Here is a 15,895-nt window from a genome sequence, read left to right as displayed (position 1 = left end):
TGCTTGAGAAACTGTTACAAAAGCGCGTATTATCGCGTGAAAACGAAAATCATTCCCCCGATTCCCGCAGGCGCCCCATGTCAGACAGCGTTGCTTCCCCGATCTACGACCTCGTCATCATCGGCGGGGGGATCAACGGTTGCGGCATCGCCCGCGACGCCGCCGGGCGGGGGCTGAAGGTCCTGCTGGCCGAGAAGGGGGATCTGGCGGGCGCGACCTCCTCGGCCTCGACCAAGCTGTTCCACGGCGGGCTCAGGTATCTGGAATATTTCGAATTCCGGCTGGTGCGCGAGGCGCTGATCGAGCGCGAGGTCCTGCTCAGCGCCATGCCGCATATCGCCTGGCCAATGCGCTTCGTGCTGCCCTATCACAAGGCCATGCGGTTCGAGGCCGAGACGCCGACCTCGCGCCTGCTGTCGGTGTTCATGCCCTGGATGAAGGGGCGGCGCCCGGCCTGGCTGATCCGGCTGGGGCTGTTCCTGTATGACAATCTGGGCGGGCGGAAGATCCTGCCGGGGACCGAGAAGCTGGACCTCGCCCATGCGCCCGAGGGCGGGCCGCTGCAGGAACATTTCCGCACGGCCTATGAATATTCCGATTGCTGGGTGCAGGATTCGCGGCTGGTGGTGCTGAACGCCCGCGACGCCGAGAAGCGCGGCGCCACGATCCTGACCCGGACCGAGGTGACGGCGGCCTGGGTCGAAGGGGGCCTCTGGGTGGTGAGCCTGGGCGGGCGCGAGGTCCGGGCCAAGGCGATCGTCAACGCTGCCGGGCCTTGGGCGAGCGCGGTGCAGAAGAGCGTCCTGCACCGCGAGACACGGGACCATGTGCGGCTGGTGCGGGGATCGCATATCGTCACGCCCAAGCTCTATGACCATGACAAGGCGTATTTTTTCCAGGGGACGGATGGGCGGATCATCTTCGCCATTCCCTATGAGCAGGATTTCACCCTGATCGGCACCACCGATGCCGAACACACCGACCCCGACGAGAAACCCCGCTGCTCCGAAAGCGAGCGCGACTACCTTTGTGCCTTTGCCTCGGGCTATTTCAAGCGGCCGGTCCGGCCCGAGGACGTGGTCTGGACTTATTCCGGGGTGCGGCCGCTCTATGACGACGGGGCGCGCAGCGCGACGGCGGCGACGCGGGATTATGTGCTGGTGCTGGATGCAGGGGCAGGGGCGCCGGTGCTCGATGTCTTCGGCGGCAAGATCACCACCTATCGTCGGCTGGCGGAATCGGCGCTGGCGAAGCTGTCCGCGCATCTGCCGATGCAGGGCGACTGGACCGCGGGCGTGGCGCTGCCGGGGGGCGATTTCCCGGTCGACGGCGTGCCCGATCTGGTGGCGGACCTGCGGGCGCGGCATCTGTTCCTCACCGATGGCTGGGCCCGGCGGCTGGTGCGGGCCTATGGCACCGAGGCCGCGGTGATGCTGGAAGGCGCCCGCATGGCCGAGGATCTGGGCGAGGATTTCGGCGCGACGCTCACCCAGCGGGAACTCGACTGGCTGGTCCGCCACGAATATGTCCGCAGCGCCGAGGACGCGCTCTGGCGGCGCACCAAGCTGGGGCTGCACATGCAGCCGGGGCAGGTGGCCCGGGTCGAGGCCTATCTCAGCGCCGCCTGATCCCGGCAGCGTGACCGGATTTTCAGCCGATCCCCCGTTTTCCTCGGCGGCAAGCCGCGCTAGGGTGCCGGTCAAATCGCAAAGGAGACCGGCATGGCCGAGATCAAGGACCCCGAGAACACCATCCTGATGGAGCTGAAGAACGGCACCGTCATCATCGAGCTGCTGCCCGACGTGGCGCCGCTGCATGCCGCTCGGATGAAAGAACTGGCGCGCTCGGGCGCCTATGACGGCGTGGTCTTCCACCGGGTGATCGACGGCTTCATGGCCCAGACCGGCGATGTGGAGCATGGCAATTCGGCGAACCCCGCCTTCAACATCCGTCGCGCGGGCACCGGCGGCTCGGACCTGCCGGACCTGAAGGCCGAATTCTCGGGCATTCCGCATGACCGCGGCACGCTGGGCGCCGCGCGCTCGCAGAACCCGCATTCGGCCAACAGCCAGTTCTTCATCAATTTCAAGGACAACCACTTCCTGAACCGGCAATACACGGTCTATGGCCGCGTGATTTCCGGCATGGAGCATGTTGATGCAATCGTCCGTGGCGAGCCCCCGGCGCAGCCCGACACGATGATCTCGGTGAAGGTGGCGGCCGATGCTGCGTCGTAACCTCCTCGCCGCCGCCGCGCTGGCGCTGCTGCCCTTCGGCGCCTTCGCGTCCGAGCCGCCGGCGGATGCGCCGGTGATCGACATCGAGGTCGCGGGCGAATCCCAGGGTACGATCCGCATCGCCCTGCGCCCGGATCTGGCGCCGAACCACGTTGAGCAGATCCTCAGCCTGGTGCGCGAAGGCGCCTATGACGGCGTGGTCTTCCACCGGGTGATCGACGGCTTCATGGCCCAGACCGGCGATGTGGAATTCGGCCGTCAGTCGGGCGACATGGCCCGCGCGGGCATGGGCGGCTCGGCGCTGCCCGACCTGCGCGCCGAATTCTCGGACGAGCCGTTCGAGCGCGGCGTGGTCGGCATGGCACGCTCGCAAAGCCCGCATTCGGCCAACAGCCAGTTCTTCATCATGTTCGCCCCGGCGCCGCATCTGAACGGCCAATACACGGTGGTCGGTCAGGTGATCGAGGGGCTCGACGTGCTGGACGCGATCAAGCGCGGCCGCGGCCCCAACGGGGCGGTGATCGGCGCGCCCGACTTCATGGCCCATGTGACCGTCGAAGAATGAAGAGAAGGGGGCGGGGAAACCCGCCCCTTCGCCCTCTGCCGCGGCGCGGCGGGGCTTTATTTCCCCGGCGAGTTGCGTCATATGTCGGGGCAATCGCAAGACCGGGGACCTGGCCATGAAATTCCTGCTTCGCATCCTCACCTGGTGGAACAGCCAGACGCTCGGCACGCAGCTGTTCACCTGGCGCAAGGGCGTCAAGGTCGGCGAAGACAGCCAGGGTAACGTCTTCTACAAGACCCGTGACGGCAAGCGCCGCTGGGTCATCTACAACGGCGAGACCGAAGCCAGCCGCATCGACCCCGAATGGCACGGCTGGCTGCATGGCACCTGGGACGAGACCCCCTCGGAGCGTCCCTTGGTCCGCAAATCCTGGGAAAAGCCGCATCTGGCCAATCTGACCGGCACCGCCGCGGCCTATGCGCCCGCCGGTTCGCTGCGCCGTCCCGCCCCGGTCGAGCGGCGCGACTACGAAGCCTGGCAGCCCGAGTAAATGGCCTATCGCGCCTGGGAAGTGGCCCTCGGCGCCGTGGTCATGGCGGCCGCGGTGGTCTTTGTCGTCTTCGCGCTCAGGGCCACCGGCACCGTGCTCAGCGATGCGCAGGGCTATGACCTGCACGCCAGCTTCCGCTCGGCCGAGGGCGTGCGCCCGGGGACCGAGGTGCGGCTGGCGGGCGTCAAGATCGGCACCGTGACCGACCTATCGCTGAACCCGCAGGATTTCCGCGCCCAGCTGACCATCGCCGTCAACCGCGGCATCGAGCTGCCGTCGGATTCGACGATTCAGGTCGCGTCGGAGGGGATCCTGGGCGGCACTTTCGTCGAGATCCTGCCGGGTGGCGACTTGGAGAATCTGCAGCCGGGCGACACGTTCCAGGACACGCAAAGCGCCGTCAGCCTGATCACGCTGCTGCTCAGGGCCTTCACCGGGTCGGACAGCAGCGAGGAACCGGCGCCATGAAGCGTCTGGCGCTGATCGCGGCCCTGCTGGCGGTGCCTGCAGGCGCGCAGCAGGTCGATTGGCGCACGCTGGGCGAGGCGCTGCACGACCAGCGCCCGCAGGGACCCGAGATGGCGAGCGGCACGCAGGCCGTGCTGCGCGCGCTCGACAAGGTCTCGGGCGAGGTCGAGGATCTGCCGATCGCGGTGGGCGAGACCATCACCTATGGGCGGCTGACCATCGAACTCAGCGCCTGCCGCTATCCGCAGGAAAACCCGGCCTCGGACGCCTTCACCTTCCTGACCATCGACGACAGCCGCGACCGCGAGCGGGTGTTCCAGGGCTGGATGGTGGCGTCGAGCCCGGCGTTGAACGCGCTCGACCACCCCCGCTACGACGTCTGGCCCCTCAGCTGCGAGTGAGCGGCGCGCAGGCTCCGGCCAGCCAGCGCCGCGCCTCGGCCGAGACGGCGCTGGAAAGCTCTGCCTCGACCCGCGCGTGATAGGCGTCGAGCCAGGCGATTTCCTCGTCCGACAGCATCGCGGCGACGATCAGCCGCTTGTCGATGGGGCAGAGCGTGATCGTCTCGAAGTCCAGCATCGCCCGATTGTCGCTAAGCGCGCCCGCCTCGCGCACGACGATCAGGTTCTCGATGCGGATGCCCCAGCCGCCCGGGCGGTAATAGCCAGGCTCGTTGGACAGGATCATGCCGGGTTCCAGCGGCAGGGTGGAGACGCGGCTGATCCGCGCGGGACCCTCATGCACGCTGAGCGCGGCGCCGACGCCATGGCCGGTGCCGTGGTCGTAATCCTGTCCCGCCAGCCACAGCGGATAGCGCGCCAGCGCATCCAGATGCCCGCCCGCGACGCCCTTGGGGAAGCGCGCGCGGCTGACCGCGATCATGCCTTTCAGCACGCGGGTATAGGCCTCGCGCCGCTCGGCCTCGACCCCGCCGACGGGCAGGGTGCGGGTGATGTCGGTGGTGCCGTCCGGGTATTGCCCGCCCGAATCGATCAGGAACAGGTCCCCGGGCGCCAGCCTGCGGTTGGTGCCCTCGGTCACCCGGTAATGGATCACCGCAGCATTGGGCCCGGTCGAGGAGATGGTATCGAAGCTGAGGTCGCGCAATTCGCCCGTCGCTGCCCGGCATTCTTCCAGCTTCACCGCCATGTCGATCTCGGTCAGCCCGTCCAGCGCATGGGCATCGAACCAGGCGAGGAATTCGATCATTGCCACGCCGTCCCGGCGATGGGCGGCGCGCATGCCGTCCAGTTCGGCCGGGTTCTTCCTGGCCTTGGCCATCAGGCAGGGGTCGGCCCCTGGCACGCCAGCGGCCAGCGCCGCCTTGACCGCAACGGGCGCGGTGGCCGGGTCGAAGCGGGTGGCGCCGTTGAGGCTGCGCAGGGCTTCGGGGAAAGCCGAAACCGGGTGGCGGGTAACGCCTTCTTCTTCGGGGATCTGCGAAACCTTGGCCGGGTCGATGAACAGGTCGAGCCGTGCGTCGTCATGCAGGATCGCGAAACCCTGCACCACCGGGTTGCGGATGATGTCGGATCCGCGCCAGTTCATCAGCCAGGCCAGGCTGTCGGCCAGCGTGATGACCGCCGCGCCGCTGCCCGCGCGCTTCAGCTCCGCCGCCAGCTCCGCGCGCTTCTCGGCGCCGGTTTTCCCGGCCAGGTCGAGGGGGTGCAGGCGGACCGTACCCTGCGCCGGGGCGGGTTGGTCGGTCCAGACCGCGTCCAGCGGGTTCGGGGTCACCGGGCTGAGGGTGATGCCAGTGCCGCTGAGCCCGGTCTCGATCCGGGCGATCTCGTCGGGGGTGTGCAGCCAGGGATCGAAGCCGATCACCGCGCCTTTCGGGGCATGGGTCCGCAGCCAGTCGCCGGGCAGGGTGGCGGGCCAGTCGACGGGGGTGAAGACGTCCAGGGCCACCTGATCGCGGACTTGCAGCGTGTAGCGGCCGTCGATGAAGACCCCGGCAATTTGCGGCAGGACGATGCAGAACCCGGCCGAACCGGTGAAGCCGGTCAGCCAGCTCAGCCGCTCGTCATGCGGGCTGACATATTCGCCCTGATGCGCGTCCGAGCGCGGGACAAGGAAGCCGGTGAGCCCGCGCACCGCCAGTTCCGCCCGCAGCGCCGCCAGGCGGGGCGGGCCGTCCGAGGGGCGGGTCGAGGCGGTAAAGGACTGGAACATGGCGATTTTCCCGGAGTCAGTAGTCGTTGGCGCCCTTGCCCGCGAGGATCTTGTCGCGGTATTTGGCGATCCGTTTGATCTGCGTGGCCTCGGTCTTGGCCGAGGCGAGCGCGATGACATAGGAGCGCTGGCGCCCGGGCGTCAGCGCGGCGAAACCCTCGGCCAGCTCGGAGTCCTCGTCCAGCGCGCGGACCAGAACCTCGGGCAGCTCCACCTCGGTGGGCGCGCGGGCGGGCTTCAACCCGGCCTCGGCCATGGCCTTCGCCTCGGCCAGCAGGGCGGCGATGGCGGGGGCACGGGCCGCGACCTGCGCGGCATCGGTGAAACGGAGCATCGAAGGCGTCTGGCTGTTCGGCCCCGGCTTTTCCAGCAGCCTCTCGGGGTCGGTCAGCAGCGCAGCATCGGGGAAGCTCAGGCGGAAATCCTCGCGGAAGGCGTCGATCAGCGCCAAATTGCGGCCCGCGTGGCGATAGCAGGGATGGCCCCAGCGCACGTCCTCGTCCAGCCCCGCATCGAGGCAGAGCCGGCGCAGCGCCAGCACCCCGTCGCGCCACAGCCGGGCCGAGCAATCGGGCGTCGCAAAACGGTCGCAGCGCCCGCAGCCATCCTCAAAGAAGGCGGCCGCCTCGGTGATCATCAGCGCCGGATCATCGAGGCCATGCCCATCACCCGGGCCCGGGCGCGGGGATCGGCGTCGAAGAGGGCGGCGAGCTGTTCGGTCATCGCACCCGCCAGCTGTTCGACATCGGTGATGGTCACGGCGCGTTCGTAATAGCGCGTCACGTCATGGCCGATGCCGATGGCCAGCAGCTCAACCGCCTTGCGCTTCTCGATCATCGAGATCACGTCGCGCAGGTGTTTCTCCAGGAAATTCGCGGCGTTGACCGACAGCGTCGAATCATCCACCGGCGCCCCGTCCGAGATCACCATCAGGATCTTACGCTGCTCGCGCCGGGCCAGCATCCGGCGGTGCGCCCATTCCAGCGCCTCGCCGTCGATGTTTTCCTTGAGCAGACCCTCTTTCATCATCAGGCCCAGATTGTCGCGCACCCGCCGCCAGGGGGCATCGGCGCCCTTGTAGACGATGTGGCGCAGGTCGTTCAGGCGGCCCGGCGATTGCTTGCGGCCCTCGGCCAGCCATTTCTCGCGGCTCTGGCCGCCTTTCCAGGCGCGGGTGGTGAAGCCGAGGATCTCGACCTTGACCTGGCAGCGTTCCAGCGTGCGGGCGAGAACATCGGCGCAGATCGCCGCGATCGAGATCGGACGGCCGCGCATCGAGCCCGAATTGTCCAGCAGCAGCGTCACCACGGTGTCGCGGAATTCGGTGTCCTTCTCCCATTTGAAGGACAGGGGCGTCGTCGGGTTCGCCACCACGCGGGCGAGGCGGCCGGCGTCGAGGATGCCTTCCTCCTTGTCGAATTCCCAGCTGCGGTTCTGCTGCGCTTGCAACCGGCGTTGCAGCTTGTTGGCCAGACGGCTGACCGCGCCTTTCAGCGGTTCCAGCTGCTGGTCCAGATAGGCGCGCAGGCGTTCGAGTTCGGCGGCTTCGGCCAGATCCTCGGCGCCGATTTCCTCATCGAACTGGGTGGTGAAGACGGTGTAATTGGGGTCCGCATCCGAGAAGGGCTGCGGCGCGGGCGGCTCGGGCGGAGCCTCGGCCTGCGGCATCTCGGTTTCCTCGGACATCTCGTCCTCGGCCTGATCGTCCATGACCATCTCGGTCTCGGCGGATTCCTCGCGTGGGCCGTCGTCGGATTGCTCCGTCTCGTCCTGCTGCTGGTCGTCGTCGCCTTGGGAATCGGCGTTCTCGGGGGCTTCCTCGGAATTGTCCTCGGTGCCCTCCTGATCATCGCCCATGTCGTCGGGATCGTCGCCCAGCTGGTCGCCGTAGCCCAGATCCTTGATGACCTGCCGCGCCAGTTTGGCGAAGCTCGCCTGATCGGCCAGCGCGTCGTCCAGCCCTTCCAGCGTGCCGCTCGCCTGTTCCTCGAAGAACGGGCGCCACATGTCGGCGACGGTGTTGGCCCCCTTGGGCAGCGCCCGGCCCGAGGCCAGCTCGCGGATCAGATAGCCCGCGGCCACGGACAGGGGGGCCTCGGCCTGGCTGCGGATCTGGGCATAGCCCTTGCGGTCGGCCTCATGCGCGATGCGGGCGTCGATGTTGGACGCCGTGCCGGGCATGTGCCGCGCGCCCACCGCCTCGCAGCGGGCGGTTTCCATCGCCTCGTAGAGGTCGCGCGCCATCTGGCCCTGCGGCATGTAGCGGCCGTGCACGCCCTCATCGTGGAAGCGGCGCTTCAAGGCAAAGCCATCGGCCGTGCCGCGCGCCAGCAGCACCTCGTCGCGGGTCATGCGGCGGGTCACCTGCGGCAGGCGCATCGTGTCCTTGGACATGCCGGGAGGATCGACGGTGAAGCTGACCGCCAGCTCGGCATCATCGGCCAGCGTGCGCGTGGCTTCGGTCAGGGCCTTCTTGAAGGGATCGGCGGGATTGTCGGAAGTTTTCTGCATGGCTCAGCGCCCACCGTTCAGGATATCGCGACCGCCGCCGGCGCCGGGGCGCGGCGCCGCCGAAAGCAGGTCAGGGGCGGGAATGCGGTTCATGGCACAGGTAAATCACCCAAGCACGCGAGGGGCAAGGGGGGGCGGCTCAGCGGAAGAGGTCGTCGCAGGCGCGCGACTGCCAGCCCTCGCGCAGATCGGCCAGCGGGAAGCCGCGTTCCTCGGTCCGGCCCTCGCGCCGGATCTCGGCCGCGTCCTCGCCGGGGCCGAGGGTCAGCGTATAGGTGCCGGTCAGCAGGTTGACCGAGCATTCGCCGTAATGCGACAGGTCCAGCCGGTCGTAGAAGCTGTAATCATAGCCCGCCACGACGAAACCGCCGTCGCGCCAGGCCAGCGTAAGCCATTGATACCAGGGCGTGCGGCCGACGCCAGTCTGTTCCGAGCGGAGGGCGAAGGAGGTCTCGCTGCGGGGCTCGAAGGCCGGGGCCTGACCGGCCATCGGCCCGGCGAAGACCACGCCCGGCAGGGTGAGGACCGGCTGCAGCCCGGTCACCTGATCGTTGAGCATCACCACCAGATCGGCCAGCCCGTCCACGCCGGGATAGAGCAGCGCGGCATCGAGCGCCTCGTCCCCGTTCCAGTCGCCCGAGATCGCGGCGATCGGCTGGCGGGCGCCGTCGGTCAGGGTCAGGGGATCGGCCTGCGCGGGAATCGGCAGGGCGAGGGCGAGCAGAAGGGCGGTGCGCTGGATCATCCGCCGAGAGAAGCATCCCGCCAGCCCGCTGGCAAATCACAGCTTTGCGCACAAAGCCTGTGCGTCGATGTGCCCGTGACGCGGGCGGGCACAAGGGCCATGTTGCACCCAGCAGACAGCAACGGAGACCTCCCATGACCCAGAAACCCCGCATCGCCGTCATCATCGGCTCGACCCGCGACAGCCGCTTCGGCCATGTCCCGGCGCAATGGATCCTCGAACAAGCCCAGGCGCGCGGCGACTGGGACGTCGAACTGGTCGACATCCGCGACTTCGACCTGCCGCTCTTCAACGAGATGGCCTCGAACGCCTGGATGCCCTCGTCCGACGAGCGCGCGGTCGCCTGGCAGAAGAAAGTGGCCTCGTTCGACGGCTATATCTTCGTCACCCCCGAATATAACCGCTCGATCACCGGCGCGCTGAAAAACGCCCTCGACCAGAGCTATGTCGACTGGAACCACAAGGCCTTCGGCATCGTCAGCTATGGCTCGGTCGGCGGCACCCGCGCGGCGGAACATCTGCGCACCATCGGCATCGAGCTGCAGATGGTCTCGACCCGTGGCGCCGTGCATATCGGCGGCACCGATTTCTTCACCGTGCACCCGCTGGGCGGCAACCCGCAGCCGATCTCGGCGATCGAAGGCTCGATCGGCCCGTCGGCCAAGGCGATGCTGGACGATCTGGACTGGTGGACCCGCGCCACGATGGCCGCCCGCGCCTGAGACAGGCTGTAGCGTAACGAGTATGGCGGCCCCCTTCGCGGGGGCCGTTTGCGTTCAGAGCGCGGCGCGGCCGGTCGCCAGATCGGCCAGAAGCGCGACATGGACGTCCAGCGCGTCGATCACCCGGTAGCCCGGGTCCTGGCCGTCGAAGGCGAGGTTGAGGTCGGTCCCGGCCAGAACCACCGCCTCGGCGCCCCGGTCGACCAGCTGGCGCCCGGCCTCAAGGAAGGTGGCGCGCGTGCCGGGATCGCAGGTCCCGGCGACGGCCATGTCCTGATAGAGCTGGCCCAATTCGTCGATGCGGTCGGTAAGCGCCAGCGCTTCGGTCTTGCGCAATTGCCCGTAGAGGCCGGTCCGCATCACCACCCGCGTTCCTAGCAGCCCGACCGCGCCGATGCCCTCGGACGCGAAGTAATCGTCCAGCGGGGCGATGGCCGAGACGAGGGGCAGGGGGCTCAGCGCCTCGGTCTCGGCAAAGCAGAAATGCCCGCCGAGTGAGGTGATCGCCGCGCAATCGCAGCCCGCGGCCTTCAGGCGGTGGAGGAGCGGCGCATAGGCCTCGGCCTGTTCCTGGCGCAGATCGTTGGTGTTGGTGCGGATCAGCGTCCGGATGTCGGCCTGGACGATGGTCAGGTTCAGCGGTTGCCCGGCTTTCGCCACGGCGGCGCAGAGGCGCTGGTAATAGACGACGGTCGCGGCGGGGCCGATACCGCCGATCAGGCCGATGTGGAGCGATTGGGGCATGAGGGTTCCGTAGGATGGGCAATATTGCCCATCCTACCGCGCGCGGCGGCGAAACTGCCATAGGGCCAATCCTCGGGCTGTGTCACCAGCCCGGCCCGCACCGGCGCCATGCGACACTCCTCCAGCGCGCGGTCGAGCTCGACCGGGTCGCGCAGGCAATGCTCCCAATAGCGCCGCTGCCAGATGCCCCGTTCGCGCTTGCGCCGCAGGCTGTCACGCGGGGCGAAATCGCCGCTCACCGCGCGGGAAAACCGGGCCTTGATCCGCCGCCATCGCTCCGGGAACAGCGCCGCATCCTCGGGTTCGGTCCAGATCGCGTGCAACCGGTCGGGCAGCACCACCACCGCCTGCCGCCGCACCGGCAATTCCGCCAGCGTCCGCGCCCAGGCGTGCCGCAAGAGCGCGACCTCGGCGATCAGGAGCCCGCGTGCGGGCTCCTCCAGACAGAGCGTGAAGAAATAGGTGGCGCCGGGCAGGCGCAGGCGGCGATAGGCGGTCATGCCGCCAGTCTCGCCCCCGTCCGGTTAAGAAATTGTGTGCCTCAGACCATCGCTGCCGAGGCGGCGCTTTCCGGCAGTTCCTCGCCGAAGCAGCGCTGATAGAACTCGGCCACCGTCTGCCGCTCCAGCTCGTCGCATTTGTTGAGGAAGGTCAGCCGGAAGGCATAGCCGATGTTGCGGAAGATCCGCGCGTTCTCGGCCCAGTTGATCACCGTCCGGGGCGACATGACCGTCGACAGCTGCCCCTTCATGAAGGCGGTCCGCGTGAGATCCGCGACCGTCACCATCTGGCTGATTTCCTGCCGGCCCTTCTGGGTGTTGTAATGGGGGTTCTTGGCCAGCACGATGGCGCTTTCGGCGTCGTGCGACAGGTAGTTCAGCGTGGCGACCAGCGACCAGCGGTCCATCTGGGCCTGGTTGATCTGCTGGGTGCCGTGATAGAGGCCGGTCGTATCCCCCAGACCCACGGTGTTCGCGGTGGCGAAGAGCCGGAAGGCCGGGTGGGGGGTGATGATCTCGTTCTGGTCCAGAAGCGTGAGCTTGCCGTCATGCTCCAGCACGCGCTGGATCACGAACATGACGTCCGCGCGGCCCGCATCGTATTCGTCGAAGACGATCGCGCAGGGGTTGCGCAGGGCCCAGGGCAGGATGCCTTCGTGGAACTCGGTCACCTGCTTGCCGTCGCGCAGCTTGATCGCATCCTTGCCGATCAGGTCGATCCGCGAAATGTGGCTGTCGAGGTTGACGCGCACGGTGGGCCAGTTCAGCCGGGCCGCGACCTGCTCGATATGGGTCGATTTGCCGGTGCCGTGGTAGCCCTGGATCATGACGCGGCGGTTGTAGGCAAAGCCCGCCAGGATCGCCAGCGTCGTATCGGGGTCGAATTTATAGGTCGGATCCAGTTCCGGCACCCGGTCCGTCGCCTCGGCGAAGGCCTTGACCTTCATGTCGGTCTCGACGCCGAACACCTCCCGGACAGAGATTTCTTCGGTCGGTTTGACAGCAGTATCGAGCATGGACGGTCGCCTTTGGTGCTTGGCGGGGCCAAAACCGCCCCGTTTCAGGGTTTGTGGATCATTCCGGCGGCCTGCGCAAGGGGGCGGGGCGGGTTGCGCGCGGGTCGCGTCAGGCCCGCAGACCCTGCACGATCAGCAGCGCGCCGCCCAGCACCACCACCGCATCCAGAATCGCCACATGCGAGGCCGGACCCAGCCGCGACGCCAGCCGCTTGGCCAGGAACGCGCCGGGCAGGGCGGCAAGGCCGATGACCAGCGCCACCCCGGCCAGCGGCCAGCTCAGCGCCCCGGTGCTTGCGAAAACCGCGCTTTTCGCCAGCCCCAGCAGGAACGACACCGCGGCATCGGTGGCGATCACGCCCGGCCCGCCCAGCCCGGCCGCCAGCAGGATCGACAGCAGCAGCACGCCCGAGCCCGAGGTTCCGCCGTTCAGCAGCCCGTAGCCCGCCGCCGCCAGCGTGACCCCGCCCGGACCCAGGGCGCCATGTCGCCGCATCAGCCAGCGCCGCAGCGGCACCAGCGCCACCAGCGTGGCGCCGATCAGCACCATGACCCTGGGGCCCGACAGCAGGGAATAGAGCGCGGCCCCGATCACTACGCCGGGCGCCGCGGCCAGCACCACCCGCAGCGCCAGCGGCCGGTCGAGCCGCGGCCACCAGGCGGCGACCCGCCCGGCATTGGTCAGCAGCGCCGACAGGCCGATCACCGGCACCACCGCCTCGGCCCCGATCAGCGGGATCAGCACCGGCGGCAGCAGAAGCCCGGTGCCATAGCCGGTGACACCCCCCAGGACCGAGGCGAGGAAAGCCACCACAGCAATCAGCAGCGTCTGGGACAGGGTGATCATGACAGGCATCCGGGGATCATGATGGAGGCGGCTCTGCGCCCGCCCGGGGCCGCTGTCAAGGACGTGCATTGCGCGGTGCGCGGCGCGGTTCTAGCGTGAGCCGGCCCTTCCGGAGGTTCCCGATGCGCCCGTCTCTGACCCGCCGCCACCTGTTGATCTGTGCCGCCGCCGCCCTCGCGCTTCCCGCCGCGGCCCAGACCGATCCCAAGCCGCCCTCGATCCCCGACCTGCTGGCCCGGATCGAGCGTCAGCGCCTCTTCGACACCGTCACCGGGCTCGCCGCCTTTCCGACCCGCTGGACCCCGGCCGAGGGGTTCCCCGCGGTCGAGGCCTGGGTACACGAGGCCTTCAACCGCTCGGGCGGCGGGGCGCGGATCTTTACCCAAAGCTATGCCCACCGCGAGGCCGGGGTGCGGCACAACATCGTCAGCGGCGACCCGATGGATCCGCGCGGCGTGGTGCTGGTCGGTGCGCATGTCGACAGCATTTCCGCGACGCCCGCGACCTATGCGCCCGGCGCCAATGACAACGCCACCGGCGTCGCCGCGATGATCGAGGCCTGCCGGGTCCTGAACCGCGTGCCGCTGCGCAAGGGGCTGGTCTTCGTGGCCTTTTCGGGCGAGGAGCAGGACCTTCAGGGCTCGACCGCCTGCGCCGAGATCGCCCGGCGGCAGGGCTGGCCGATCGAACTGATGATCAACCTCGACATGCTGGGCCACCATCCCGCCCGGCCTGAGGCTCCCCTCTATGTCGAATACGATCAGGGCAACGCGGTCGCCGCCAATGACGCCCCCGCCCGCCGCTATGGCCTGATGGCTGCGCGTCTGGCCGCCGCCTTCACCACGCTGCGGACCGAGCACACCGATATCTGGGACAGCGATTACATGCCGTTCGAGGCGCAGGGTTATCCCTGTATCGGCTTCTACGACGGCGGGGTCGAGGCGCCGGAATACCATTCGACCTCGGACGTGCCCGAGGCGGTGGACCTCGACCGGCTGGAACAGGCGACGCGGCTCTTGGTCGCGACCCTCGCGGCGGTGGCGGGGCTGGGGGGCTGAAAAAGCCCGAAGGTTCCAGCGGCTGGCCGGATTGCCAAGGGCAGGGGCCCCTCCTAGGGTCCGCGGCGACTCGCCTGACCGAAAGCCCTTCCCATGTCCCTGATCCTTGCCACCCTGCCGATGCTGCTTCTGGTCCTTGCGGGCTATGTGCTGCGCGTCTCCGGCACCATTCCGCAGGTTCAATGGGCGGGCATCAACACGCTGGCCTTCCGGCTGCTGATCCCGGCGATGCTGGTCGGCGCCATCACCGAGGCCAATCTGGCCGAGGTCGCCGCCGGTCCCTTCGTGCCCGCGCTGCTGATGGTGCTGGCGCTGATGGCGGTGGCCGCCTTCGCCCTGAGGGCGCTCTGGCCCGGACTGCCTGACCCCAGTTTCACCACGCTCTTCCAGATCGGCACGCGCTGGAACGCCTTCATCGCCCTGACCGCCGCCCAGCAATTCGCCGGGCCCGAGGCGCTGACCTGGCTGGCCATGGCGATGGCGGTGACCATCGTCGTCATCAACCTGGCCAATATCGCCGTGCTGGGCATCTGGGGCCGCCCGCCCGAGGGCGCGCCGCGGGGGGCGGCGGGCATGCTCCGGGTGGTGCTGACCAATCCGCTGGTGCAGGCCTCGGTCATCGGCCTTGTGCTGAACCTCACCGGATGGGGCCTGCCCGATTTCCTGGCGGTGACGCTGGATCTGGCCGGACGGGCGGCGCTGAGCGTCGGGCTCCTCTGCGTCGGCGCCGGGCTGATGCCGCGCAGGCTCTTCAGCGCCTCGGCGCCGATGTGGGCCGGGCTCTTCCTCAGGCCGGTGCTGGCGCCCTCGCTGTTTCTGGCGATCGGCTGGGGCTTCGGCCTTGCACCGGCGGCGATGCTGGCCGGCGCGCTGGTCTTCCTGGTCCCGGCTGCGGCCAATGGATATATCGTCGCGCGGCAGATGGGGGGCGACGCGGAACTCTATGCCGCGATCCTGACCTGGCAGACGCTGCTCTGCCTGCCACTGCTGCCGCTTCTGGCGGCGCTGGTGCTCTGAGGGCGCCTTTCGCTTGACACAAGCCCCGCCGCCTTTACCTATGGTCCAAGGTTTTCAAGGCATTCCAGCAGGTTTTTCATGAGCGGACTTCTGGCGCTTCTCGACGACGTGGCCGGCATCGCCAAGGTGGCGGCGGCACAGATCGACGATATCGCCGGACAGGCGGCCAAGGCCGGGGCCAAGGCGGCGGGCGCGGTGATCGACGATGCCGCGGTCACGCCGAAATACGTCCACGGCTTCGCGCCCGCCCGCGAATTGCCCATCGTCGGCAAGATCGCCCTCGGCTCGATCCGCAACAAGCTGCTGATCCTCTTGCCCGCGGCGCTGATCCTCTCGGCCTTCGCGCCCTGGGCGATCACGCCGCTGCTGATGCTGGGCGGCTCCTATCTGTGTTTCGAGGGGGCCGAGAAGATCTGGCACCTGTTCCGCCCGCATACGCCCCATGCCGACGGGCAGGTGCTGAACGGCGATCCCACGCATCTGGAACAGCAGAAGGTGGCGGGCGCGATCAAGACCGATTTCATCCTCTCGGCCGAGATCATGACCATCATCCTGTCGAACCTCGACGCCGATCAGGGCCTCTGGGTCGAAGCGGCGGCACTGGCCATCGCGGGGATCGGCATTACCGTCGCCGTCTATGGCGGCGTGGCGCTGATCGTTAAGGCCGATGACGTCGGCCTCTGGCTGGCCCGGGTCGGCCGATGGTCGGGCACCCGCGCGCTGGGGCGCGGCATCGTGCGTTTCATGCCCTGGTTCATGAAGGTGCTGATGATCGTCGGCACCGCGGCGATGATCTGGGT

General features: G+C 68.4%; 18 protein-coding genes. 10 read left to right on the top strand and 8 right to left on the bottom strand.

Translation table 11 applies throughout. The annotated features are described in order from the left end of the window. Nucleotides 1-77: 77 nt before the first annotated feature. From glpD to VDQ18_RS11530, 6 genes are all read left to right on the top strand, one after another. A complete protein-coding gene (gene glpD, locus VDQ18_RS11555; protein WP_323021088.1) occupies nucleotides 78-1,628 on the top strand; it encodes a glycerol-3-phosphate dehydrogenase in 1,551 nt (516 codons plus the stop codon). A gap of 93 nt (nucleotides 1,629-1,721) precedes the next feature. Then, entirely contained in the window at nucleotides 1,722-2,237 is a 516-nt protein-coding gene (locus tag VDQ18_RS11550) for a peptidylprolyl isomerase (RefSeq protein WP_107750483.1), read from the top strand. Then, nucleotides 2,224-2,802, top strand: coding sequence for a peptidylprolyl isomerase (locus tag VDQ18_RS11545; RefSeq protein WP_323021087.1), 579 nt, complete (start codon nucleotides 2,224-2,226; stop codon nucleotides 2,800-2,802). The genes VDQ18_RS11550 and VDQ18_RS11545 overlap by 14 nt, the downstream gene beginning before the upstream one ends. Nucleotides 2,803-2,917: 115 nt before the next feature. Next, entirely contained in the window at nucleotides 2,918-3,292 is a 375-nt protein-coding gene (locus tag VDQ18_RS11540) for an NADH:ubiquinone oxidoreductase subunit NDUFA12 (protein WP_323021086.1), read from the top strand. Next, the gene (gene mlaD, locus VDQ18_RS11535) at nucleotides 3,293-3,760 is read left to right on the top strand and encodes an outer membrane lipid asymmetry maintenance protein MlaD (RefSeq protein ID WP_323021085.1); all 468 of its coding nucleotides are present in this window, start codon (nucleotides 3,293-3,295) and stop codon (nucleotides 3,758-3,760) included. After that, the gene (locus VDQ18_RS11530) at nucleotides 3,757-4,161 is read left to right on the top strand and encodes a DUF2155 domain-containing protein (protein WP_323021084.1); all 405 of its coding nucleotides are present in this window, start codon (nucleotides 3,757-3,759) and stop codon (nucleotides 4,159-4,161) included. Before mlaD ends, VDQ18_RS11530 begins: the two co-directional genes overlap by 4 nt. Here VDQ18_RS11530 and VDQ18_RS11525 read toward each other — a convergent pair. The 4 genes from VDQ18_RS11525 to VDQ18_RS11510 form a co-directional block, all read right to left on the bottom strand. After that, the gene (locus VDQ18_RS11525; RefSeq protein WP_323021083.1) at nucleotides 4,148-5,935 is read right to left on the bottom strand and encodes an aminopeptidase P family protein; all 1,788 of its coding nucleotides are present in this window, start codon (nucleotides 5,933-5,935) and stop codon (nucleotides 4,148-4,150) included. The two genes, VDQ18_RS11530 and VDQ18_RS11525, sit on opposite strands and share 14 nt — an antisense overlap. Nucleotides 5,936-5,951: 16 nt before the next feature. After that, nucleotides 5,952-6,572 (bottom strand): YdeI/OmpD-associated family protein, encoded by a 621-nt coding sequence (locus VDQ18_RS11520; protein ID WP_323021082.1) that lies wholly within the window; start codon nucleotides 6,570-6,572, stop codon nucleotides 5,952-5,954. Further along, on the bottom strand, nucleotides 6,572-8,446 hold the full coding sequence (cobT, locus tag VDQ18_RS11515; RefSeq protein WP_323021081.1) for a cobaltochelatase subunit CobT: 1,875 nt from the start codon (nucleotides 8,444-8,446) through the stop codon (nucleotides 6,572-6,574). Before cobT ends, VDQ18_RS11520 begins: the two co-directional genes overlap by 1 nt. 139 nt (nucleotides 8,447-8,585) lie before the next feature. Then, on the bottom strand, nucleotides 8,586-9,191 hold the full coding sequence (locus VDQ18_RS11510) for a hypothetical protein (RefSeq protein WP_323021080.1): 606 nt from the start codon (nucleotides 9,189-9,191) through the stop codon (nucleotides 8,586-8,588). A 134-nt stretch (nucleotides 9,192-9,325) separates the two neighbouring features. Between VDQ18_RS11510 and VDQ18_RS11505 the strand changes: the two genes are divergently transcribed. Continuing rightward, on the top strand, nucleotides 9,326-9,913 hold the full coding sequence (locus VDQ18_RS11505; protein ID WP_323021079.1) for an NAD(P)H-dependent oxidoreductase: 588 nt from the start codon (nucleotides 9,326-9,328) through the stop codon (nucleotides 9,911-9,913). A gap of 54 nt (nucleotides 9,914-9,967) precedes the next feature. Here VDQ18_RS11505 and VDQ18_RS11500 read toward each other — a convergent pair whose 3' ends face one another. The 4 genes from VDQ18_RS11500 to VDQ18_RS11485 form a co-directional block, all read right to left on the bottom strand. Beyond that, a complete protein-coding gene (locus VDQ18_RS11500; RefSeq protein ID WP_323021078.1) occupies nucleotides 9,968-10,657 on the bottom strand; it encodes an aspartate/glutamate racemase family protein in 690 nt (229 codons plus the stop codon). Further along, a complete protein-coding gene (locus tag VDQ18_RS11495; protein WP_323021077.1) occupies nucleotides 10,630-11,157 on the bottom strand; it encodes an REP-associated tyrosine transposase in 528 nt (175 codons plus the stop codon). Before VDQ18_RS11495 ends, VDQ18_RS11500 begins: the two co-directional genes overlap by 28 nt. Nucleotides 11,158-11,198: 41 nt before the next feature. Further along, a complete protein-coding gene (cobS, locus tag VDQ18_RS11490; RefSeq protein WP_323021076.1) occupies nucleotides 11,199-12,173 on the bottom strand; it encodes a cobaltochelatase subunit CobS in 975 nt (324 codons plus the stop codon). A 109-nt stretch (nucleotides 12,174-12,282) separates the two neighbouring features. Next, nucleotides 12,283-13,020: a sulfite exporter TauE/SafE family protein gene (locus tag VDQ18_RS11485; RefSeq protein WP_323021075.1), complete on the bottom strand. Its 738-nt coding sequence runs from the start codon at nucleotides 13,018-13,020 to the stop codon at nucleotides 12,283-12,285. A 122-nt stretch (nucleotides 13,021-13,142) separates the two neighbouring features. On the opposite strand from VDQ18_RS11485, the gene VDQ18_RS11480 reads away from it, so the two are divergent. The 3 genes from VDQ18_RS11480 to VDQ18_RS11470 form a co-directional block, all read left to right on the top strand. Next, nucleotides 13,143-14,078 carry a M28 family metallopeptidase gene (locus VDQ18_RS11480; protein ID WP_323021074.1) on the top strand — a complete coding sequence of 312 codons (936 nt, stop codon included), beginning with the start codon at nucleotides 13,143-13,145 and terminating at the stop codon, nucleotides 14,076-14,078. A gap of 93 nt (nucleotides 14,079-14,171) precedes the next feature. After that, nucleotides 14,172-15,095: an AEC family transporter gene (locus VDQ18_RS11475; RefSeq protein ID WP_323021073.1), complete on the top strand. Its 924-nt coding sequence runs from the start codon at nucleotides 14,172-14,174 to the stop codon at nucleotides 15,093-15,095. 78 nt (nucleotides 15,096-15,173) lie between these two features. Next, a partial coding sequence (locus tag VDQ18_RS11470) for a DUF808 domain-containing protein (protein WP_323021072.1) occupies nucleotides 15,174-15,895 on the top strand: 722 nt, incomplete at its 3' end.

Origin of the sequence: Pararhodobacter sp. (assembly GCF_034676075.1) — a bacterium.
Lineage (GTDB): Bacteria > Pseudomonadota > Alphaproteobacteria > Rhodobacterales > Rhodobacteraceae > Pararhodobacter.
This window is presented reverse-complemented; position numbering and strand designations above follow the sequence as displayed.